Source organism: Sphingomonas sp. NIC1 (genome assembly GCF_001638925.1).
Classification (GTDB): domain Bacteria; phylum Pseudomonadota; class Alphaproteobacteria; order Sphingomonadales; family Sphingomonadaceae; genus Sphingomonas; species Sphingomonas aquatilis.
On record NZ_CP015521.1, the window covers coordinates 2182016 to 2203615 of the forward strand.

Sequence of the window (21600 nt, forward strand, 5' to 3'; positions counted from 1 at the left end):
GTGGCGCTCGCGGAAACGCCCCCTCCACCACGGTTTGACGGCCGCGGTCCCCCCTCCCCCGGCTGCGCCGAGGGGGGAATTGGCTCAGTCCCGCACCACCAGATAGTTCATCCGCGCGTGCGCGATCGGCTTGTCGCGGTCGTCCTGCCAGGCGACCGCCTCGACGTTCGCGACGCGCGTGCCGAGCCGCGTCACGATCCCCTCGGCATGCGTCGGCTTGTCACGGCCGCCGCGCATGAAGTCGACGGTGACGTTGACGGGCTTGATCCGCCCGCCACCCTCTTCGGCCAGCGCATGCTGCAACGACACGATCGCCGCGACCTCCAGCAGGCCCGAGATCGCCCCGCCGTGCAGGAAGCCGGGGCGGCCGAGCACTTCGTTGCGGAAGGGCATCACCAGCAGCGGCGCGGCGCCGTCGCGTGGCTCCAGCGTCACGCCGAGCATCTCGGCATAAGGCGGTAAAGCGTGCTGCGTGTTCATGCCATCTGGTCCATCAGCATGAAGGTGCCCGCGACATGCGCCAGCGGATCGTCGGGCGTTTCGTCGTAAGCGATGCCGCGGACGAAGGCGATCGAGCGGGTCAGCTTCAGGCATTCGCCGCGCCCGATCACGGTCCGCCCCGGCACCGCGGGCCGCAGGTAATCGACGCGCAGGTCCAGGGTTGCCTGGGGCGCGAACTTGTCGCGCTTGATCCACACCGCGACGCTGGTCGCCATGTCCATCAGCGCGATGATAGGGCCGGACGCGAGGACGCCGCTGTCGACATCGCCGATCAGCCGCGCATCGTAGGGGAGCGCCAGCTCGACCCAATCGTCGTCCCTGCCGTGATAGGTGATACCCACTGCGCCGCCATGGCCGCCGAAGCGATGCGCCATGAACGCCTCTAAGTTGAAACCGCTCATGACCCCGTCTCTACACGCCGCGCCCGGTGGCGCAACGCGGGGCGAGCAGGTAGCGTGCGGTAAAGCATGAACGCATCTGCACGCCGTTCGTGCTGAGCCTGTCGAAGCACGGTGGCGGCCACCTGCCCTTCGACAGGCTCAGGGCGAACGGGCAGGATTTGGGAGAGAGCCATGAACGACCGCGTTACCACGACCATCACCGACGGCATTGCCGACGTCCGCCTGACGCGGGCGGACAAGATGAACGCGATCGATCCTGCGATGTTCGAAGCGATCGGCGCGGCGATCGATGCGCTGGCGGATCGCACCGACGTGCGCTGCGTCGTGCTGTCGGGTGAGGGGCGGGGGTTCTGCGCCGGCCTCGACATGGCGAGCATGGCGCGCGGCGGGTCCGGCACGGGGATCGCGCGCAATGATCAGGGCAGCATCCTGCCGCAGCATGTCACCTGGGGCTGGCGCCAGCTGCCGATGCCGGTGATCGCCGCGGTGCATGGCGTCGCCTTCGGCGGCGGCTTCCAGATCATGTCGGGCGCCTGCATCCGCATCGCCGCGCCAGACACGCGCTTCGCGATCCGCGAGACGCATTGGGGGCTGGTGCCCGACATGGCGGGCTTCCCGATCTGGCGCGGGCTGGTGCGCGACGACGTGCTGCGCGAGCTGGTCTATACCGCGCGCGAATTCGATGCGGCGGAGGCGCTGCACCACGGCTTCGTCACGCGGCTGACGGACGACCCTTACGAGGCCGCCATGGCGCTGGCGCGCGAGATCGCCAGGCGCAGCCCGCATGCGATCCGCGGGGCGAAGCGCCTGCTCAACATGGCGCACGACGCCGACCCACGCGCGATGCTGGAGGCAGAGACGGCCGAGCAGCTGAAGGTGATCGGCAAACCCAATATGATGGAGGCGGTCGCGGCGAACATGGCCAAGCGGGCGCCGGTGTTCATGGATTGAGGGGGGCTTCTCCTTCCTCGTCACCCCGGACTTGGTCCGGGGTCCACCGGGCGGCAAGGGGATGACAAGAGGCTCCTGCCGTCCCCCCCGCCGCGGAGTGGACCCCGGAACAAGTCCGGGGTGACGGGGTGACGGGGTGTTTCGGGGATTACCGCGGCGCCATGCGGATGCCGCCGTCGAGGCGGATATCCTCGCCGTTGAAATAGCCGTTCTCGATCAACGTCATGGCGAGGTGCGCATATTCCGCCGGATCGCCCAGCCGCTTCGGGAAGGGCACGCTCGCCGCCAGCGCATCCTTCACCGGCTGCGGCGCGCCTTGCAGCAGCGGCGTGTCGAAGATGCCGGGCAGAATCGTGTTCACGCGAATGCCTTCGCCCATCAGGTCGCGTGCGATGGGGAGCGTCATGCCGACGACGCCGCCCTTCGACGCGGAATAGGCCGCCTGGCCGATCTGGCCGTCCTCCGCCGCGACGCTGGCGGTCATCACGATCGCGCCGCGTTCGTTATGCTCGCCCGGTTCCAGCGTCAGCATGCCGGCCGCGGACTTGGCGACGCAGCGGAACGTGCCGACCAAATTGATCTGGATGAGCCAGTCGAACGCCTGGAGCGGGAAGTGCTTGATGCTGCCGTCTTCCTTCGATCGGCTGGCGGTCTTCACCGCATTGCCCGTGCCGGCGCAGCAGACCAGCACCGATTCCTGCCCGTGCGCCTCGCGCGCCCTGGCGAAGCCGGCGTCGACGCTGTCGTCGCTGGTGACGTTCACTTCGCAGAAGATGCCGCCGATCTCCGCGGCGAGCGCCTCGCCCTTCTCGCGTTGCAGGTCGAAGATCGCGACCTTCGCGCCCTTTGCCGCCAGCGCGCGTGCGGTGGCCGCGCCGAGCCCGGATGCGCCACCGGTGACGACCGCGGCGGTGGTGTTCGTGATATGCATGATGATCCCCTTCCTATTGAGTCCTCCCCCGCCAGGGCGTGTGAGGATGAACGGCCCCCGGCCGTTCAAGATCATGCCGGGGGCATGATCGACCTCGCACGGTGGCGCCGCGAAGCGGTGACGGAGGGGGAGGTAAGCGGCGAACGTCGCGCTCGTGGAAGCGCCCCCTCCACCACGGCCTTCGGCCGCGGTCCCCCTCCCCCGCTGAAGCGAGGGAGGAATTTTACAGCCGCTCGACGATCGTGACGTTGGCGATGCCGCCGCCTTCGCACATCGTCTGCAAGCCGTACCGCCCGCCGCGCGCGTGCAGCGCGTGGACCAGCGTCGCCATCAGCTTCGTGCCCGACGCGCCGAGCGGATGGCCGAGAGCGATCGCCCCGCCATTGACGTTGAGCTTCGCCGGATCGCCGCCGGTATGCTGCAACCAGGCGAGCGGCACCGGCGCGAAAGCCTCGTTCACCTCATACAGGTCGATGTCGTCGATCCGCATCCCGGCGCGCTGCAAGGCGCGATCCGTGGCGAACAACGGCTCTTCCAGCATCACGACGGGATCGCCGCCGGTGACGGTCAGATTGTGGATGCGGGCGAGGGGCGTCAGGCCATGCGCCTTCAGCGCTGCCTCGCTCACCACCATGACCGCACTCGCGCCGTCGCAGATCTGGCTGGCGTTGGCGGCGGTGATCGCGCCGCCTTCCTGCAACAGCTTCACCGCGCCGATGCTTTCCGGCGTCGCGTCGTAGCGGATGCCCTCGTCGCGGTCGTGGATCACCGTTCCCTCGGGCGTCTCCACCTCCAGCCCGACGATCTCGTCGGCGAAGGCGCCAGCCTCGGTCGCCGCAGCAGCGCGGCGGTGGCTTTCGAGCGCATAGGCGTCGAGCTGGGCCCGGTCGAAACCGTATTTGCGCGCGATCATCTCGGCGCCCATGAACTGGCTGAACTGCACGCCGGGAAAGCGCGCCTCCTGCCGCGGGCTTTTCGCCTTGCCGAGGCCGGCCTGTGCGAACAGCGCGCCGGTCGAGCCCATCGGTACGCGCGTCATGCTTTCGACGCCCGCGGCGATCACGACGTCCTGCGTCCCGCTCATCACCGCCTGCGCGGCGAACTGGATCGCCTGTTGCGACGATCCGCACTGGCGGTCGATCGTGACGGCGGGCACGCTGGTCGGCAGCGACGAGGCGAGCACCGCGCCACGCCCGACCTGGAAGCTCTGTTCGCCGCCCTGGCTGACGCAGCCCATGATGACGTCTTCGATCGCGGCGGGATCGATGCCGCTCCGTCCGACGATCGCGTCGAGCGTCGCTCCTGCCATGTCCGCCGGGTGCCAGCCCGCCAGCCGCCCGCCGCGCCGTCCGCCCGCGGTCCGCACCGCCTGGACGATATAGGCCTCCGCCATCGCTTCGCTCTCCATAACTCTTGTTATTGTGGCGATGTGTCGCGTAATCCATGGCAAAGCGCAAGAGGGTGACGATGGACGTTCGACAGGCGGTGGCGGCACGACGATCGGTGCGCGGGTTCCTCGATACGCCGGTGCCGCTGGCGCAGTTGCGGGACCTCGCCGAGGCGGCGGCGCGGGCGCCCTCGGGCGGCAACCTTCAGCCGTGGCACGTGCAGATCGTGCAGGGCGACGCGATGGCGCGGCTGAAAGCCATCATGGCCGATCGGCTGGCGAGCGGCGAGAGCGAGACGCCGGCCTATGCCATCTATCCGCCCGAACTCGATGACCCGTGGCGCGGCCGGCGCTTTGCGGTGGGTGAGGCGCTGTACGATCGGATCGGCATTCCGCGGGAGGATAAGGCGGGGCGCCGGCGCTGGTTCGCCGCCAATTATCGCTTCTTCGGGGCGCCGGCGGCGTATTTCTGCTCGGTGGACCGACGCATGGGGCCGCCGCAATGGTCGGACCTCGGCATGTATCTGCAAACGCTGATGCTGCTCGCGGTCGAGGCGGGGCTGGCGACCTGCCCGCAGGAATGCTGGGCGATGTATCCCGAGACGGTGGGGCGGTTTCTGGACTTGCCCGAGGGTCGGATGCTGTTCTGCGGCGTGGCGATCGGGTTCGAGGATACGGACGCGCCGGCCAATGCGCTACGCAGCGAGCGCGCACCGGCGGACGAGTGGCTGAGCGTGGTGGAATAGCGCCATCCCGTCACCGCGGACTTGATCCGGGGTCCCGCTCCTTAACGGCCGTCTTAGGACCGATCGACATTTATTCACGCCACGATACGAAGAGGTAAAGACAAGACGGTTCGCGCGGAGGCGCGGAGGACGCAGAGGTGTCGCGTTTGCCGCGCGAGCGGCCTGTCTATCTCGGTCGCGGTCAAGGCGGAGCGTTGCCACGCGCGTGACATCTCCGCGTCCTCCGCGCGAACAAAACTCTCTTCTCTTTATGTCTTTCCGCTCGTCTTATGTCTTTCCGCTCGTCGAAAACTTCATCACGACGGTGAATGTTGATCGGCCCTAGAAGCGGGACCCCGGATCAAGTCCGGGGCGACGGAAGATCAGAGAATTACCCGCTCCGGCTTCGACTCCTCGATCGCTGCCAGCACCATCCGTTCCCACACCGCCGGGTCGCCTGCCGCGGCCATGCGCTGGTCCGGCTCGCGTAATGTGCGCAGCACCGCCAGCGCATCGGGCAGGTAATCGCGCCATGCGCTATCCACCTGATCGCTCGCGCTTTCGGTATCGCCGCCGGCATTCACGCTGATCCGCTGCCCGGCGAGCACGCGGGCGATCCGTTCGGCGACGGGAGTGGTCGACACGTCCATGGCTGCTCTCCTTTGCCATGGACAATGCGCGAACCCGCAACGCGGTTGCCGGATACGATGACGGCCCGGCGAGGGATGCTCGCCGGGCCGCCATTAAAGTCGCGAAGGGAAGGGGATCAGCGCGCCGCGCCGGCACCCTGTCCACGGCCGCCGCCGCCCGAACGGCCGCGGCCGCCACCGCCGCCACGACGGCTGGCGTTGGCGTAATTGCGCGTCGCGGTCGGCGCATGCGTTGCGCGCGGGCGGGCCGGCTGGCGCTGGCCGCGCGGCAGGTCGGCGCGCGGCGCGGGGTCCGCACCGATCGCCTTGACGCGCGTCGCCTTGATCTCGTTGGCGAGGCCGGTGAAATTGTCCGGCAGCGGACGCACGGTCACCTTCTGACGCGTGATCTTCTCGATGTCCTTCAGATACGGCCGCTCGTCATCGGCGCAGAAGGCGATGGCGATGCCGCTGTTGCCCGCGCGTGCGGTGCGGCCGATGCGGTGGACATACTGTTCCGCGACGTTTGGCAGCTCGAAGTTGACGACATGGCTGACGCCCGACACGTCGATGCCGCGTGCGGCGATGTCGGTCGCGACCAGCACCTTGGTCTTGCCGTCCTTGAACTCACCCAAGGCCCGCTCGCGCTGGCCCTGGCTCTTGTTGCCGTGGATCGCGTTCGCGGCGATGCCGTTGCCGGCGAGCAGCTTCACGACACGGTCGGCGCCATGCTTGGTGCGCGTGAAGACGAGCGCGCGATCGATCGCCGGGTCCTGCAGCACGAGCGTCAGCAGCGCCTGCTTCTCCGTCTGGTTGACGAAGGTGACATACTGATCGACGCGCTCGGCGGTGGTCGATTCCGGCACCACCGACACGGTCTTCGGGTTGGTGAGGAACTGACCGGCGAGATCGCGGATCGCGGTCGGCATCGTCGCCGAGAAGAACAGTGTCTGGCGCTTGCGCGGGATCATCCGCACGATCTTCTTGAGCGCGTGGATGAAGCCCAGATCCATCATCTGATCGGCTTCGTCGAGCACCAGAATCTCGATCATCGACAGGTTGCACATGCCCTGCTCGACCAGGTCGATCAGGCGGCCCGGCGTCGCGACGAGGATGTCGACGCCGCGGCTCAGGTCCTGGCGATTCTTGTTGATGCTGGTGCCGCCGAACACGGTCGCGACGCTGAGCTTGGAAAACTGCCCATAGCCGCGCGCATTGTCGGCGATCTGGCTGGCGAGTTCGCGCGTCGGAGCGAGGACGAGCATGCGGACATGCGTCGGCAGCACGCGCTTCTGCGCGGCGACCAGGCGCTGGATCGACGGCAGCACGAACGCCGCGGTCTTGCCGGTGCCGGTCTGCGCGATACCGAGCAGATCATTGCCTTCCAGCAGGATCGGGATTGACTGCGCCTGGATCGGCGTCGGGGTGGCATAGCCCTTGGCCTCGAGCGCACGGACGAGCGGCTCGGCAAGGCCGAGATGAGCGAATGACATGGAATAACAACCTTCAAAAACGGCCTCGCCAGCGCGCCGTCCGAAGGAGAGGGCACGCCGGTGCGGCGGGGGAAACCGACACCCCGCGTGAAAAGGGAAGCCTTCAGCTAACGACCGAGGCGGAGCCGGGGGTGGCAGGGCCAACCCGTTCACGCTGCATGACGCCTCGATGGTCCGGCATGTGCGCTGCACTGCCGCAAAAGTCAAGGTGGGGCTTGGGTGGAGCGTCCGCGCTTCCCCCGAGATTCGTCATCCCGGCGTTCGCCGGGATGACGAAGGGCGAGGCTTACAACGCCCGCCCAATCACCTCTTTCATGATCTCGTTCGTACCGCCGTAAATCCGGGTCACGCGCGCCGAGCGCCACGCCCGCGCGATCGGATATTCGTTCATATAGCCCGCGCCGCCATGCAGTTGGAGGCAGGCGTCGAGCACCTCCCATTGCAATTCGGTGTGCCACAGCTTCGCCGCCGCACCCTCTTCGTTGGTCAGCTCACCCGCGAGATGCCGGCGGATCGCCCAGTCGAGATGCGCCCAGCCGACCTGCAGTTTCGTCTTGATGCCCGCCAGCACGAAGCGGGTGTTCTGGAAATCGAACACCACGCCGGCGAACGCCTTGCGATCCTTGGTGAAGGCGACGGTATCGTCGAACGCCTTCTGTGCCGACGCCTGCGCGCCGACCGCGATCGACAGCCGTTCCTGCGGCAGCTGGCTCATCAAATAGACGAAGCCCTTGCCCTCTTCGCCCAGACAATTGGTGATGGGCACGCGCACATCGTCGAAGAACAATTCGGACGTGTCCGCGGCCTCCTGCCCGATCTTGTCGAGCTTGCGGCCGCGGCGAAAGCCCTCGCGTTCCGCCTCGACCAAGATGATCGACATGCCCCGCCATGCGGGCTTGGCATCGGGATCGGTCTTGGCGACCACCAGCACCAGATCGGCGTTCTGGCCGTTGGTGATATAGGTCTTGCTGCCGTTGAGGACGTAGTGATTGCCGTCGCGCTTCGCGGTGGTGCGGATCGACTGGAGGTCGCTGCCTGTGCCCGGCTCGGTCATCGCGATCGCAGTGATCGTCTCGCCCGACACCATGCGCGGCAGCCAGTGGCGCTTCTGCTCCTCCGATCCGTAATGCTCCAGATAGCCGACGACGATGTCCGATTGCAGCGTGAAGCCCGCGGGGACGCCGTTGTAGGTCAGCTCCTCGTTGACGATCGCGTTATAGCCGAAGTCGAGGCCCAGCCCGCCATATTCCTCCGGCACCGTCGGGCACAGCATCCCGACCGCCCCCGCCGCGCGCCAGAAGGCGGGCGGCACCAGCCGGTTCGCCTCCCAGTCCGCCACGTTGGGCACGCCTTCCTTGCGCAGGAACTGGCGGACGCTCTGCCGGAACGCCTCGTGATCCCCGTCATAGGCGCTGCGGCCCGCGACATCGTCCAGCGTCATGATCCTCTCCTTGTGTTTGGGTTGAGGCTGCGGGCGAGAGGCGCCCCCGTCAAGTCAAAATAACAAATGTTACGGACAGCCTCGGAAACCCCTGCCGTTCGCCCTGAGCCTGTCGAAGGGCGGGTTTCCCCTAGCGCCGCGCCTGGGGCCACCCGTGCTTCGACAGGCTCAGCACGAACGGATGGAGGAGATCGTAACGCCTGAGACTTTTTCGGTGCATCCCGTCACCGCCGACGATAGCATGGGCGCCCAACCAAAAGAGGATGCCCGATGAAACTCGCCAGTCTGAAGCACAAGCGTGACGGCAGGCTCGTCGTCGTCTCCAACGACCTCGCCTGGTGTGCGGATGCGGGCCATATCGTGCCGACGTTGCAGGCGGCGCTCGACGATTGGGACCGGTATCTGCCCGACCTCCAGAATCTGGCGACCGACCTGGAGCATGCGGTGATCCCGCGCGAACGCTTCCACGAGCATGACGCTGCCTCGCCGCTGCCGCGGGCGTATCAATGGGCGGACGGGTCGGCCTATGTGAACCACGTCGCCTTGGTGCGGCAGGCGCGCGGTGCCGAGATGCCGGACAGCTTCTGGCACGATCCGCTGATGTACCAGGGCGGATCGGACGGCTTCCTCGCCCCCCGCGATCCTATTCCGCTCGGCGACGAGAGCTGGGGCTGCGACATGGAGGCGGAGGTCGTCGTCGTGACCGGCGACGTACCACTGGGCGCAAGCCGCGACGAGGCGCTCGCCGCGATCCGCCTCGTCGGCCTGACCAACGACGTATCGCTGCGCGGCCTGATCCCCGGCGAGTTGGCGAAGGGCTTCGGCTTCTTCCAGTCGAAGCCCGCCAGCGCCTTCTCGCCTGTGTTCGTGACCCCCGATGCGCTGGGCGACTGGTGGCGGGACGGCAAGCTCCACCGCAAGCTTAACGTCGACCTCAACGGTCAGCCCTTCGGCCGGGTCGAGGCGGGCGAGGACATGACCTTCGATTTCGGCACGCTCGTCGCGCATGCCGCAAAGACGCGCGCGCTGGGAGCGGGCACGATCGTCGGATCGGGCACCGTCAGCAACCGCGGGGCCGATGGCGGCCCCGGCAAGACGATCGCCGAGGGCGGCGTCGGCTATTGCTGTCTTGCCGAGCTGCGCACCGTCGAAACGATCGCGACCGGCAAGGCGACGACGCCGTTCCTCAAGCCGGGCGACACGGTGCGTATCTGGGCGGAGGACGACAAGCACCACCCGATCTTCGGCGTCATCGAACAGACCGTGGGGTGACGAAAATTCCTCCCCCGCCAGGGAGCATCGGGTTGCGCATGCCCCGCATGCTCAAGGATCGTCCGGGGGACGGTCCGACCCGATGCTGGGACCGCCACGCGCCAGCGTGGGGGTGGAGGGGGCGGACAGGGTCGATCCCGAGTAGCAGGAACACCGCCTTCCTCCCCCTCCGTCACGCCCTGCGGGCGCGCCACCTCCCCCTGGCGGGGGAGGACCGAGCCAAAATCTCGCTTGAAATCTAATTACAACGGCGCGAAAGTATCGATCAACGGTGCCGGCGACTCCCGCGGGGCACGGACAGGAGAGAAACGTGGCCGGCGAGCATCCTCGCGCCAATTTGCAGCCGCTGCGGCTGCATGTGCCGGAACCCAAGTTCCGCCCCGGCGATCCCGTCGATTTCGTCGGCGTGGACATTCCCCCGGCCGGTGCCGCACGACGGCCCGACACCGCCGAATCGGCGCACGATTTCACTGACCTCGCCTATACGATGGTGCGCGTCCTCGACGAGGACGGGCGCGCGGTCGGGCCGTGGGACCCCAAGCTGTCGCCCGACATGCTGCGCCGCATGCTGCGCAACATGGCACTGCTGCGCGCCTTCGACGAGCGCATGTTCCGCGCCCAGCGCCAGGGCAAGACCAGCTTCTATATGAAGGCGACCGGCGAAGAGGCGGTGGCGATCGCCGCGGCGCAGGCGCTCGACGCCGACGACATGTGCTTCCCGTCCTATCGCCAGCAGGGGCTGCTCATCGCGCGCGGCTATCCGCTGGTCGAGATGATGAACCAGATCTATTCGAACACCGGCGACAAGCTGCAGGGCAAGCAGCTGCCGATCATGTATTCGGCTAGGGATTTCGGCTTCTTCTCGATCTCCGGCAACCTCACCACGCAATATCCGCAGGCCGTCGGCTGGGCGATGGCCTCGGCGGCGAAGGGCGACACGCGCATCGCTGCGACCTGGTGCGGCGAGGGGTCTACCGCGGAGGGCGACTTCCATTCGGCCTGCACCTTCGCATCCGTCTATCGCGCGCCGGTGATCTTCAACGTCGTCAACAATCAGTGGGCGATTTCGAGCTTTTCCGGCTTTGCGGGCGCCGAATCGACGACCTTCGCGGCGCGTGCGATCGGCTATGGCATCGCCGGCCTGCGCGTCGACGGCAATGACGCGCTCGCGGTCTATGCCGCGACGCTGTGGGCAGCGGAGCGTGCGCGCACCAACGCCGGTCCGACGTTGATCGAGCATTTCACCTATCGCGCGGAAGGCCATTCGACCTCCGACGATCCGACGCAATATCGCAGCGCGGGCGAACCGACTGCCTGGCCGCTCGGCGATCCGATCGCGCGGCTGAAGCAGCACCTCATCGTCATCGGCGAATGGGACGAAGAGCGCCACGCCGCGCAGGACCGCGAGCTAGCCGAATATGTCCGTGCGCAGCAGAAGGACGCCGAGAAGAACGGCATCCTCGGCCATGGTCTGCACCAGCCGTTGGACAGCCTGTTCGACGGCGTGTTCGAAGAGATGCCGTGGCATCTGCGCGAGCAACAGGCGCAGATGATCGCCGAGGAAGAAGCGAGCGGGCGGCCATGGGCGCGCAAGTGATGTATCTCCCTCTCCCAGCGGGAGAGGGAAGGGGCCCGCTGCCGGAGGCAGTGGGAAGGGTGAGGGCAGCCTGCCTTTCGACCCTCACCCTTCCGCCGCTTCGCGGCTCCCACCCTCTCCCGCCGGGAGAGGGATTATGAGTGACGCCATGACCGACACCACGATCGACACGCCTGCCACCACCCGCATGAACATGATCCAGGCGATCAACTCCGCGCTCGACGTCTGCATGGGGCGCGATGCGGACGTGATGGTGATGGGCGAGGACGTCGGCTATTTCGGCGGGGTGTTCCGCGCGACCGCGGGGCTCCAGGCGAAATACGGCAAGACCCGCGTGTTCGATACGCCGATCACCGAGATCGGCATCATGGGCGTCGCGATCGGCATGGGCGCCTATGGCCTGCGCCCCGTCCCCGAAATCCAGTTCGCCGATTACATCTATCCCGCGCTCGACCAGCTGGTCAGCGAGGCGGCGCGGCTGCGCTATCGCTCGGCGGGCGAGTTCACCTCGCCGATCACGATCCGCTCGCCCTATGGCGGCGGCATCTTCGGCGGCCAGACGCACTCGCAGAGCCCTGAGGGTATCTTCACGCACGTATCGGGCATGAAGACGGTGATCCCGTCGACGCCCTATGACGCCAAGGGCCTGCTGATCGCGGCGATCGAGGACAACGACCCCGTCCTGTTCCTCGAACCCAAGCGCATCTACAACGGCCCGTTCAACGGCCATTGGGATCGGCCGGCGGAGAACTGGTCGAAGCACCCCGGTGGCGAGGTGCCGACCGGCTATTACCGCGTCGACCTGGGCAAGGCGAAGGTGGTGCGCCCGGGCGAGGCACTGACGATCCTCGCTTATGGCACGATGGTCCACGTCTGCGCGCAGGTGATCGCCGACGAGGGCGTCGACGCCGAGATCATCGACCTGCGCACGCTCGTGCCGCTCGACATCGAGACGATCGAGGCGTCGGTGAAGAAGACCGGCCGCTGCATGATCGTGCACGAGGCGACGCGCACGTCTGGCTTCGGCGCCGAACTGTCCGCGCTGGTGCAGGAACGCTGCTTCTACCACCTCGAAGCGCCGATCGAGCGCGTGACCGGCTTCGACACGCCATACCCGCACAGCCTGGAATGGGCGTATTTCCCGGGCCCGGTCCGCATCGGCCAGGCGCTCAAGAAGATCATGAAGGACGCATAAGATGGGCCGCTTCACCTTCCGCCTGCCCGATATCGGCGAAGGCATCGCCGAGGCCGAGATCGTCGCCTGGCATGTCGCCGTGGGCGATCGCGTCGAGGAGGACCAGAACATTGCCGACATGATGACCGACAAGGCGACCGTCGAGATGGAATCGCCGGTGTCGGGCGTGGTGGTCGAACTGGCGGGCGAGGTCGGCGATCAGGTCGCGATCGGCGCGGCGCTGGTCGTGATCGAAACCGAAGATGCGGGCGCAGACGATGCGGGGGGCGAGGTTGTCGCCGCGCCCGCGACGGCGGAACAGGCCGAAGTCGCGCAGCAATATGAGGCCGAGAACCCCGGCGTCGAGGCGGTCGAAGCGGTGGCCGTGACCGCGCCGGCGGGATCGGGCGATACGCCATCCCCCGTTCGTGCTGAGCCTGTCGAAGCACAGGCCGCAAGCGCACCCCCCGCGGCGACCAGCCCTGCGACAGGCTCAGGGCGAACGGCGGAGAAGGCACCCGTCGCCGCCCACGTCCTCGCCTCGCCCGCGGTGCGCGCTCGTGCCCGCGATCTCGGCATCGATCTCGCCCAGGTGAAGACCGACGCCGATCGCGTCCGCCACGCCGACCTCGACGCCTTTCTGCGCTACAATGCGGGTCAGGGCTATCACGCCCCCGGCGCGTCGCGTGCGCGCGAGGACGAACAGGTCCGCGTCATCGGCATGCGCCGCCGCATCGCCGAGAATATGGCCGCCGCCAAGCGCCACATCCCGCACTTCACCTATGTCGACGAGGTGGACGTGACCGCGCTGGAGGCGATGCGCGCCGATCTCAACGCACACCGCGGTCCGCGCCCCAAGCTCACCATGCTGCCGCTGCTGATCGTCGCGATCTGCCGCACGCTGCCGCAATTCCCGATGCTCAACGCGCGTTACGACGACGAAGCGGGCGTGGTGACGCGGTCCGGCCGGGTCCACCTCGGCATGGCGGCGCAGACCGACGCCGGGCTGACCGTGCCGGTCATCCGCGACGCGCAGGACAAGAACGTCTGGCAGCTCGCCGCCGAGATATCGCGCCTCGCCGAAGCCGCCCGCGCCAACAAGCTGAAGCCCGACGAACTGGGCAACGGTACGATCACCGTTACCTCGCTCGGGCCGCTCGGCGGCATCGCGACGACGCCGGTGATCAACCGGCCGGAGGTCGCGATCATCGGGCCGAACAAGATCGTCGAGCGCCCCGTCTTTACCGGCCGCGGCGATGAGATCCGTCGCGCGAAGCTGATGAACGTGTCGATCAGTTGCGACCATCGCGTCGTCGATGGCTGGGATGCGGCGAGCTATATTCAGGCGCTCAAGACGCAGCTCGAGACGCCGGTCCTGCTGTTCGCCGACTGATGCGAAGGGCCGCCGCCGTCGCGCTGCTGCTGCTCGCCGGCTGCGGCGATGGCGGTGCGGATCGGGCGGCCCGGCTGCGCGCGGCAGGGCCCAACCCAGACGTCACGGCGCTGTTGCGCGTCGCGGATGCCGGGACGGGCGGGCGATTGTTCAACGCCTGCGCGGCCTGCCATGCGATCCGCAAGGGCGCGCCCGATCGCAACGGCCCCAATCTGTTCGGCGCGATGGGCGCGCCGGTCGCGGGCGTCAGCCCGCGCTTCGGCTACACCGCCGCGCTGCAGCGCATCGGCGGCCGCTGGACGCCGGAGCGGATGGATGCGTGGCTCACCAATCCGCACCGCTTCGCACCCGGCACGTCGATGGGCTATCCCGGCCTCGCCGACCCGCTCGCCCGAGCGGACCTGATCGCGTATCTCAGCGCACAGCGGTGAAGCACGGCGGGCGATATTCCTACGCATCGTCATTGCGAGCGTAGCGCGGCAATCCAGAGCCGGACCAGGACGCCCTGGATTGCTTCGCTCCGCTCACAATGACGAAATAGGGGTGTCGTGCAGGACGTCTCTCGCAACATCTGACGAGCCACCCCACTGGCGCCGCAACCCGATCCGCGCCACTGTCACACCATGACCCAGCCCCTCGTCCACACCGCCCGCGACGGCCATGTCGCGATCCTCACCTTCGCGCGCCCGCCGCACAATTTCGCCGATCTCGCGCTGATCGAGGCGATCGGCGCCGCCTTTGCCGCGGCGGACGCCGACCCGCAGGTACGCGCGATCGTGCTGCAATCGGACGGCCGCATCTTCTGCGCCGGTGCCGACCTCGCCCGCGACAATCCGGTCGAAAAGGACCAGCCCGCGGGCACGCGCAACCCCTTCTACGTCGCCGCCGCGCGCCTCTACGCGGTGAAGACCCCGGTCGTCGCCGCAATCCAGGGCGCGGCGGTGGGAGCAGGCCTCGGCCTCGCGCTCGTCGCCGATTTCCGCGTCGCCGCGCCGGAGGCGCGCTTCGTCGCCAATTTCGTCGCGCTTGGATTTCACCCGGGCTTCGGCATTTCGGCGGTGCTGGAGCGGGTTATCGGACGCCAGCGCGCACTGCTGATGAATCTCACCGCGCGTCGCATCAAGGCGGAGCAGGCGGCGGACTGGGGTCTCGTCGATCTGTTGGTGCCCGCCGACCGCCTGCGCGCCGAGGCGCTGGCATTGGCGCAGGAGATTGCGGCGGGAGCGCCGCTCGCGGTGCAATCGACGCGTGCGACGATGCGCGGCGATTTGTTCGCGCTGGTCGAGGCGCAGACCGACCACGAACTGGCCGAACAGGCCTGGTTGCAGAAGACGGCCGACTTTGCCGAAGGCGTGCGCGCGGTCAACGAACGCCGTCCTGGACGGTTCGTAGGCGCCTAACGCCGTCCCATACACGCCGTCACCCCGGAACGAGTCCGGGGTGACGGGGGCGCTTACTTCATCAGCACCAACTCTTCCGCCATCGTCGGATGCAGCGCGACCGTGTCGTCGAACTGCGCCTTGGTCAGCCCCGCCTTCACCGCGATCGCCGCGGCCTGCAGGATCTCCGGCACGTCCGGCCCGATCATGTGCAGCCCGACGATCTTCCCCGACACGCCATCGCACACCATCTTGTACAGCGCGCGCTCGTTGCGCCCGGCCAGCACGTTCTTCATCGGCCGGAAATCGGACGAATAGACCGCGACCGACCCCAGCTTCTGCTTCGCCTCGCTTTCGGTCATGCCGACGCCCGCCATCGGCGGATGGCTGAACACGGCCGACGGGATGTTGGCGTAATCGACCGTGGTGGGCTTGTTGCCGAAGAAGGTGTCGGCGAACGCCTGGCCCTCGCGGATCGCCACGGGCGTCAGCTGGATGCGGTTGGTGACGTCGCCGATCGCGAAGATGCTATCGACGCTCGACCGGTTCTGCTCATCGACGACGACCGCGCCCTTCTCCAGCGCGACGCCAGCCTCTTCCAGGCCCAGCCCTTCCGTATTCGGCACGCGCCCGGTCGCGAACATCACCATGTCGACCGTCACCGGCTCGTGGTTCGACATATGGACCGTCAGGCAGCCGTCTTCGCCCTTGTCGAGGCGCTCGAATTTGGCGTCGAACTTGAACTCCAGCCCCTTCATCATGCTGATCTGGAGCAGGCGGTCGCGGATCGAGAGGTCGTAACCGCGCAGGATGTCCTGCGTGCGGTTCATGATGATCACGTGTGCGCCGAACTGGTGGAAGATGCCGGCAAATTCATTGGCGATATAGCCCGCGCCCGCGATCAGGATGCGCTTCGGAATGGCGTCGAGGTGGAACGCCTCGTTGCTGGTGATGCCGTGTTCGGCACCGGGGCAGGCGGGGACGGCCGGATGCGCGCCGACCGCGATCAGGATGCGCTCGGCGGTCTTCTCGGTGCCGTCGGCCAGCCGCACGCTGTGCGGGCCGCTGACGGTGGCGCGCTGGTGGATGATCTCGACGCCGTGCGTTTCCAGCGTCTGCGTATAGGCGCCGTTGATCCGGTCGACCTCCTCCAGCACATTGTCGCGCAGCGTCTTCCAGTCGAAATCGCACTGGTCGGGGACCTGCCAGCCGAAGCGCTTGGCGTCCTTCAGATCCTCGGCGAAATGCGCGCCGTAGACGAGCAGCTTCTTGGGCACGCAGCCGCGGATCACGCAGGTGCCGCCGACGCGATATTCTTCGGCCACCGCCACGCGCGCACCATGCGCCGCTGCGACGCGGCTCGCGCGCGTGCCACCGGACCCCGCACCGATGACGAAGAGGTCGTAGTCGTATTGGGGCATGGTGTTACTCCGGGGTGGCGAGCGCCGGGCGAAGGCCCAGATGCTGCACGAAAGGGTCGAAATCGCGATCGCTGTATAACAAGGGAAGCCGGTCGAGGATGCACCGCGTCGCAATCAGCGTGTCGATCGTCTTGCGGATGGTGATGCCGAGGCTGCGCAGGTGCCGGTAATTGCGGGCGGCCTGCACGGCGACGCGGTGGTCGGCGATCTGGACTTTGTTAAACTTGGCGAAGAAGCGGATTGCATCATCGGCGCTCCGTTCGCTGCGGGCGCCCTGCAATACCTCCATCAACACTAGGTCGCCGATCGCGAGTGGGTCGCCACGATCAAGGCACTGCGTCAGCGCGCGGGTCTGTACAGTTGAGCGGTTGGCCAACAGGTCGATCCATACGCTCGAGTCGACGAGCGTCAGCCCCATTCGCGCACCGGGTCGTCGGTCCGCATGGCGTCGAGATCACCGTCCCAGCCCAAGCCACGTAAACCTTCGAGCGCTTCACGCTGCCGCTCGATGTTAACGTAGCGGTTAAGCACGAACTGCACGACGTCACGCTTGGTCTTCAAGCCGCTGCGCTGGATGGCCTCCGCCATCAAAGCATCGTCAATCTCGATATTCGTCCGCATGTGTATGGCTCCGCAGAGCCATACACATAGCGTCTAGCCCGAGCTCAATCCAGACCGGCGCGGCGGATCAGGTCTTCGGTGGAGGGGTCGAAGTCCTGCCCGCCCTGGTCGGCGGCCTTGGCCATTTCCTTGCCCAGCTCGACACCGAACTGGTCGAAGCTGTTGATGCCGAGCAGCACGCCGTTCACGAACACGCGGTGTTCGTAGAAGGCGATCAGCGCGCCCAGCGTGCGCGGGTCGAGCACGTCGAGCAGGATCGTCGAGGACGGGCGGTCGCCGCTGTATGAGCGCGCGGGATCGTCCACCTGCTTGCCCTTCATCAGCGCGGCGCCCTGCGCAAAGGCATTGAGCAGCAGCTGGCGATGGTGATCCTCCGCCAGCGTATCGCCCGGCTCGATCACCGCGATGAATTCGACGGGGACGAGGTGCGTGCCCTGGTGGAGCAGCTGGAACACCGCATGCTGCGCATCGGTGCCGACGCCGCCCCAGGTGATCGCCGCGGTCGGCCGCCCGACCGGCTGGCGGTCCACCGTCACGCCCTTGCCGTTCGACTCCATTTCCAGCTGCTGGAGGTAGCTCGGCAGCAGCCGCAGCCGCTCGTCATAGGCGAAGGGTGCGCGCGTTTCGGCGTGGCGGACCTGCGTGTAATACAGGTCGGCGAAGGCGGCGAGCGCGGGGGCATTTTCGTGCAGCGCGGTTAGGCGGAAATGGCGGTCCATCTCGGCCGCGCCTTCCAGCAGTTCCTCGAACGCGCCCCAGCCCAGCGCCACCGCCGCCGGGAAGCCGATCGACGACCACAGCGAATAGCGGCCGCCGACGCCTTCGCTGAACGGCAGGATGCGGGTTTCATCGATGCCCCATTCCATCGCCTTGTCGGGCGCGGCGGTCAGCGCGATCACCTTGCCGTACGGGTCTTCGACGCCATGCTCGCGGAACCACTGCATCGCCGATTCGGCGTTGAGCATGGTTTCCTTGGTGGTGAAGGTCTTGCTGGCGATGACGAGCAGCGTCGCCGACGGATCGAAATCCTTGATCGCCTCTTCCAGCGCCACGCCGTCGACGTTGGAGACGATCGCGACGTCATAGCGCTTGTCTTCGCGCCCCAGCGCATCGACCAGCAGGTCCGGCCCCAGCGCCGATCCGCCGATGCCGATGTGCAGCACGTGGCGGATGTCGCCCAGCGCGCCCGCCTCGATCGCGTCGATCAGCGCGCGCATCCGCTCGTGGAAGCGGCGGGCGCGGGCGACGCTATCTGGGTTACCCTCGCCGCGTTCGGCGGTATGCTCGACCGGGCGATCCTCGGTGACATTGACGTGTTGGCCGCCGAACATCGCGTCGCGCTTGCCGGCAAGGTCCTTGGCCTTGGCCAGCGCTTCGAACGCCGCGACCGCCTCGCGCGTCAGATGCGTCTTCGACCAGTCGAAATGGATGCCGGAGACGTCCAGGCTGAACGTCTTCAGCCGGTCGCCATCCTCGGCGAACAGGTCCATCAGCTTGGGGGAGGGCAGGGCTTCGATCGCAGACCAGTCGCTCATATGTCCGTCCTTCATGGGAAGGGGTAAGTCGTGACCGTCCCGTATCGATCCTGCGCCGGGCGACAAGCCCGTTTCCGCCGACACCGGAACGACTGGTGAGGACGCACGGGGGCGGCTAAAGCTCCGCTCCTATGGCCGATACTCCTGCCCCCGCGACGCCCAAGCCGGTACAGCCCCGCTCGGAAACCAGCGAGACGATCCGCTTCCTCGTGAAGCTGGCGGTCGCCGTGTTCATCCTGCGCAGCTTCATCTTCGCGCCCTTCTCGATCCCCAGCGAATCGATGCTGCCGCGGTTGCTGATCGGCGACTATCTGTTCGTCACGAAATGGAATTACGGCTATTCGCGCTGGTCGCTGCCTTATGGCTTCCCGCCGATCCCGGGCCGCCTGCTCGGCCGCAATCCGGCGCGTGGCGACGTCGTCGTGTTCCGCTCGCCCGATCCCGCGCCCGGCGACACCGATCCCGAACACGCCGACCACGACGTCATTAAGCGCGTCATCGGCCTGCCCGGCGACACGATCCAGATGCGCCGCGGCCAGGTGATCCTGAACGGCGTGCCCGTGCCCAAGCAGCGCGTCGCCGACTTCGTCCTGCCGCTGACCGCCAATTTCAACGAGCAGAAGTGCGGCGCGACCTTCGTCGACGTCGACGCAAAGGGGCAGCCGATCTGCCGCTACCCCCAGTTCCGCGAAACCCTGCCCAACGGCAAGAGCTATATGGTGCTCGACCAAGCGGACATCCCGCAGGCGGACGACACCGGCCTCTACACCGTGCCCGCGGGCAGCGTGTTCCTGATGGGCGACAATCGCGACGACAGCGCCGACAGCCGTTTCCCCGCACCGATCGGCATGGGTTACATCCCGATGGAGCGGATCGAGGGCAAGGCGGTCGTCACCTTCTTCTCGACCAACGGCAACTATCGCTGGTTCAATCCGATCAGCTGGTTCACCGCCGCCCGCTGGAACCGCATCGGAGAAGGCTTCTGACCCCCGATCTCGCCAGCTGGATTGCGCAGACCTTCGGCCGGGCACCCGCCGACCTCGCCCCGTTCGCGCGCGCGCTGACCCATGGCAGCCAGGCGGCGGAGAATTACGAGCGGCTCGAATTTCTCGGCGACCGCGTGCTCGGCCTCATCATGGCGGAATGGCTGTGGGAGCTGTTCCCCAGGGAAACCGAGGGCAGCCTGTCGAAGCGCCTGAACGCGCTGGTGACCGGCGCAGTCTGCGCCGACGTCGCCCGGTCGATCGGCGTCCGCGCGCATCTGAAGCTCGGCAAACAGGCGCGCGATGACGGGGCGTATGAGAGCGACAATATCCTGGGCGACGTGATGGAGGCGCTGATCGGCGCCTGGTATCGCGAAGCCGGCCTGGATGCGGCACGCACCTTCGTCCGCACCGCCTGGGGCGACCGCGTCCGCCGCAGCGACAAGGCGCCGCAGCACCCCAAGTCGGCGCTGCAGGAATGGGCCGCCGCGCATGGTCGCCGGACGCCGGAGTATGTCGTCGTCGACCGCTCCGGCCCGCATCATGCGCCACGGTTCACCGTGCAGGCGAAGATCGGGACGTTCGCGGAAGCCACCGCGACGGGGGCGAACAAGCAGATCGCCGAAACCGCGGCGGCCAAGGCTCTGCTGGCAAAGGTGGCGTCGTAAATTCCTCCCTCGGCGCAGCCGGGGAAGGGGGACCGTTCGCGCCAGCGAATGGTGGAGGGGGCGGTTCCACAAACAACCTCTGTGCCGTATCCTCCCCCTCCGTCGGCGCGGTAGCGCCGCCACCTCCCCCTGGCGGGGGAGGAGTGACTTGCCCAACGCCTGCCACCCAACCAAAAGAAGCCCCATGACCCAGACCCAACATTGCGGCCTCGTCGCCGTCGTCGGCGCGCCCAACGCGGGCAAGTCCACGCTCGTCAACGCCCTCGTCGGCCAGAAGGTCGCCATCGTCAGCCCCAAGGCGCAAACGACGCGCACCAAGCTGCTCGGCGTCGCGATCCAGGAGGCGGCGCAGATTTTGCTGGTCGACACGCCCGGTATCTTCGAACCGCAGCGGCGCCTTGACCGCGCGATGGTGTCCGCGGCGTGGAGCGGCACCGAGGGCGCGGACATGATCGCGCTGGTCGTCGACGGCAAGGGCGGCATCGGCCCTAAGGTGGAGCGTATCGCCGAGGCGCTGAAGGACCGGCCCGAGCCTAAGATCCTGATCCTCAACAAGGTCGACGTCGCAGACAAGCCAAAGCTGCTGCTCCACGCCGAAAAGCTCAACGCGCTGATGCACTTCGCCGACACGTGGTTCGTGTCGGCGCAGACCGGCGACGGCCTTGCCGAGCTCAAGTCGGCGCTCGCCGCGGCGATGCCGGAGGGGCCGTGGCACTATCCGGAGGATCAGGTCTCCGACGCCACCGAACGCGCGCTCGCCAGCGAGGTAACGCGCGAACAGCTCTATCTCCAGCTCCACGCCGAACTGCCCTACGCCAGCACGGTCGAGACGGAAAAGTATAGCGAGCGCGAGGACGGATCGGTCGAAATCCATCAGCAGATCCTGGTCGAACGCCCGACGCAGCGCGCGATCGTGCTGGGCAAGGGCGGCGTGCGCATCCGCGACATCGGCGCGCGCGCACGCACCGAACTCGCCGGCATCCTGGGCGTGCCGGTCCACCTCTACCTGCACGTCAAGGTCAAGCCCGGCTGGGACGAAGACCGCGAGATCTACCGCGACATCGGTCTCGACTGGGTGGAGTAAAGGCCTGCCGGCGA

General features: G+C 67.4%; 22 protein-coding genes. 11 read left to right on the plus strand and 11 right to left on the minus strand.

Features of this window, described 5'->3' with window-relative positions:
- Positions 1–84: 84 nt before the first annotated feature.
- Both A7E77_RS10395 and A7E77_RS10400 read right to left on the minus strand, forming a co-directional pair.
- Positions 85–480: a PaaI family thioesterase gene (locus A7E77_RS10395; protein ID WP_063687800.1), complete on the minus strand. Its 396-nt coding sequence runs from the start codon at positions 478–480 to the stop codon at positions 85–87.
- Positions 477–902, minus strand: coding sequence for a PaaI family thioesterase (locus A7E77_RS10400; protein ID WP_017977704.1), 426 nt, complete (start codon positions 900–902; stop codon positions 477–479). Before A7E77_RS10400 ends, A7E77_RS10395 begins: the two co-directional genes overlap by 4 nt.
- Positions 903–1073: 171 nt before the next feature.
- Here A7E77_RS10400 and A7E77_RS10405 point away from each other — a divergent pair, with 171 nt between their 5' ends.
- Complete coding sequence (locus A7E77_RS10405; protein WP_063687802.1) at positions 1074–1853, plus strand: crotonase/enoyl-CoA hydratase family protein; 780 nt, start codon at positions 1074–1076, stop codon at positions 1851–1853.
- 148 nt (positions 1854–2001) lie between these two features.
- On the opposite strand, the gene A7E77_RS10410 is transcribed toward A7E77_RS10405, so the two are convergent.
- Positions 2002–2784, minus strand: coding sequence for an SDR family NAD(P)-dependent oxidoreductase (locus tag A7E77_RS10410; RefSeq protein WP_063687804.1), 783 nt, complete (start codon positions 2782–2784; stop codon positions 2002–2004).
- Between the two features lie 223 nt (positions 2785–3007).
- On the minus strand, positions 3008–4177 hold the full coding sequence (locus A7E77_RS10415; protein ID WP_063689878.1) for an acetyl-CoA C-acetyltransferase: 1170 nt from the start codon (positions 4175–4177) through the stop codon (positions 3008–3010).
- Between the two features lie 74 nt (positions 4178–4251).
- On the opposite strand from A7E77_RS10415, the gene A7E77_RS10420 reads away from it, so the two are divergent.
- Positions 4252–4917 (plus strand): nitroreductase, encoded by a 666-nt coding sequence (locus A7E77_RS10420; RefSeq protein ID WP_063689881.1) that lies wholly within the window; start codon positions 4252–4254, stop codon positions 4915–4917.
- 362 nt (positions 4918–5279) lie between these two features.
- Here A7E77_RS10420 and A7E77_RS10425 read toward each other — a convergent pair whose 3' ends face one another.
- The 3 genes from A7E77_RS10425 to A7E77_RS10435 all read right to left on the minus strand — a co-directional run bounded on the left by A7E77_RS10425 (position 5280) and on the right by A7E77_RS10435 (position 8459).
- A complete protein-coding gene (locus A7E77_RS10425; protein WP_043059739.1) occupies positions 5280–5546 on the minus strand; it encodes a hypothetical protein in 267 nt (88 codons plus the stop codon).
- Positions 5547–5662: 116 nt separating this feature from the next.
- Positions 5663–7018, minus strand: a complete 1356-nt coding sequence (locus A7E77_RS10430) for a DEAD/DEAH box helicase (protein WP_017977710.1) — start codon at positions 7016–7018, stop codon at positions 5663–5665.
- Between the two features lie 286 nt (positions 7019–7304).
- Complete coding sequence (locus A7E77_RS10435; protein ID WP_063687806.1) at positions 7305–8459, minus strand: acyl-CoA dehydrogenase family protein; 1155 nt, start codon at positions 8457–8459, stop codon at positions 7305–7307.
- Positions 8460–8729: 270 nt separating this feature from the next.
- On the opposite strand from A7E77_RS10435, the gene A7E77_RS10440 reads away from it, so the two are divergent.
- The 6 genes from A7E77_RS10440 (at position 8730) to A7E77_RS10465 (ending at position 15295) form a co-directional block, all read left to right on the plus strand.
- Entirely contained in the window at positions 8730–9731 is a 1002-nt protein-coding gene (locus tag A7E77_RS10440) for a fumarylacetoacetate hydrolase family protein (protein ID WP_063687808.1), read from the plus strand.
- 310 nt (positions 9732–10041) lie between these two features.
- A complete protein-coding gene (locus A7E77_RS10445) occupies positions 10042–11328 on the plus strand; it encodes a 3-methyl-2-oxobutanoate dehydrogenase (2-methylpropanoyl-transferring) subunit alpha (RefSeq protein WP_063687810.1) in 1287 nt (428 codons plus the stop codon).
- Between the two features lie 187 nt (positions 11329–11515).
- The gene (locus A7E77_RS10450) at positions 11516–12523 is read left to right on the plus strand and encodes an alpha-ketoacid dehydrogenase subunit beta (RefSeq protein WP_063689885.1); all 1008 of its coding nucleotides are present in this window, start codon (positions 11516–11518) and stop codon (positions 12521–12523) included.
- A 1-nt stretch (position 12524) separates the two neighbouring features.
- Positions 12525–13895: a dihydrolipoamide acetyltransferase family protein gene (locus A7E77_RS10455; protein WP_063687812.1), complete on the plus strand. Its 1371-nt coding sequence runs from the start codon at positions 12525–12527 to the stop codon at positions 13893–13895.
- Positions 13895–14326 carry a c-type cytochrome gene (locus A7E77_RS10460; RefSeq protein ID WP_063687814.1) on the plus strand — a complete coding sequence of 144 codons (432 nt, stop codon included), beginning with the start codon at positions 13895–13897 and terminating at the stop codon, positions 14324–14326. The genes A7E77_RS10455 and A7E77_RS10460 overlap by 1 nt, the downstream gene beginning before the upstream one ends.
- Before the next feature lie 192 nt (positions 14327–14518).
- Positions 14519–15295 carry an enoyl-CoA hydratase/isomerase family protein gene (locus A7E77_RS10465; RefSeq protein ID WP_063687816.1) on the plus strand — a complete coding sequence of 259 codons (777 nt, stop codon included), beginning with the start codon at positions 14519–14521 and terminating at the stop codon, positions 15293–15295.
- 53 nt (positions 15296–15348) lie between these two features.
- On the opposite strand, the gene gorA is transcribed toward A7E77_RS10465, so the two are convergent.
- The 4 genes from gorA to pgi are packed head-to-tail and all read right to left on the minus strand — an operon-like array spanning position 15349 to position 18851.
- Positions 15349–16695, minus strand: a complete 1347-nt coding sequence (gorA, locus tag A7E77_RS10470; RefSeq protein WP_063687818.1) for a glutathione-disulfide reductase — start codon at positions 16693–16695, stop codon at positions 15349–15351.
- 4 nt (positions 16696–16699) lie between these two features.
- Positions 16700–17113, minus strand: coding sequence for a PIN domain nuclease (locus tag A7E77_RS10475; protein ID WP_017977719.1), 414 nt, complete (start codon positions 17111–17113; stop codon positions 16700–16702).
- On the minus strand, positions 17104–17316 hold the full coding sequence (locus A7E77_RS10480; protein ID WP_017977720.1) for a type II toxin-antitoxin system VapB family antitoxin: 213 nt from the start codon (positions 17314–17316) through the stop codon (positions 17104–17106). The genes A7E77_RS10475 and A7E77_RS10480 overlap by 10 nt, the downstream gene beginning before the upstream one ends.
- A 44-nt stretch (positions 17317–17360) precedes the next feature.
- Positions 17361–18851: a glucose-6-phosphate isomerase gene (pgi, locus tag A7E77_RS10485; protein WP_063689888.1), complete on the minus strand. Its 1491-nt coding sequence runs from the start codon at positions 18849–18851 to the stop codon at positions 17361–17363.
- Between the two features lie 131 nt (positions 18852–18982).
- On the opposite strand from pgi, the gene lepB reads away from it, so the two are divergent.
- From lepB to era, 3 genes are all read left to right on the plus strand, one after another.
- Positions 18983–19837, plus strand: a complete 855-nt coding sequence (gene lepB, locus A7E77_RS10490; protein ID WP_063687820.1) for a signal peptidase I — start codon at positions 18983–18985, stop codon at positions 19835–19837.
- Positions 19834–20502 carry a ribonuclease III gene (gene rnc / locus A7E77_RS10495; protein ID WP_063689891.1) on the plus strand — a complete coding sequence of 223 codons (669 nt, stop codon included), beginning with the start codon at positions 19834–19836 and terminating at the stop codon, positions 20500–20502. The genes lepB and rnc overlap by 4 nt, the downstream gene beginning before the upstream one ends.
- 184 nt (positions 20503–20686) lie before the next feature.
- On the plus strand, positions 20687–21586 hold the full coding sequence (gene era, locus A7E77_RS10500; RefSeq protein WP_063687822.1) for a GTPase Era: 900 nt from the start codon (positions 20687–20689) through the stop codon (positions 21584–21586).
- The last annotated feature ends 14 nt before the right edge of the window (positions 21587–21600 follow it).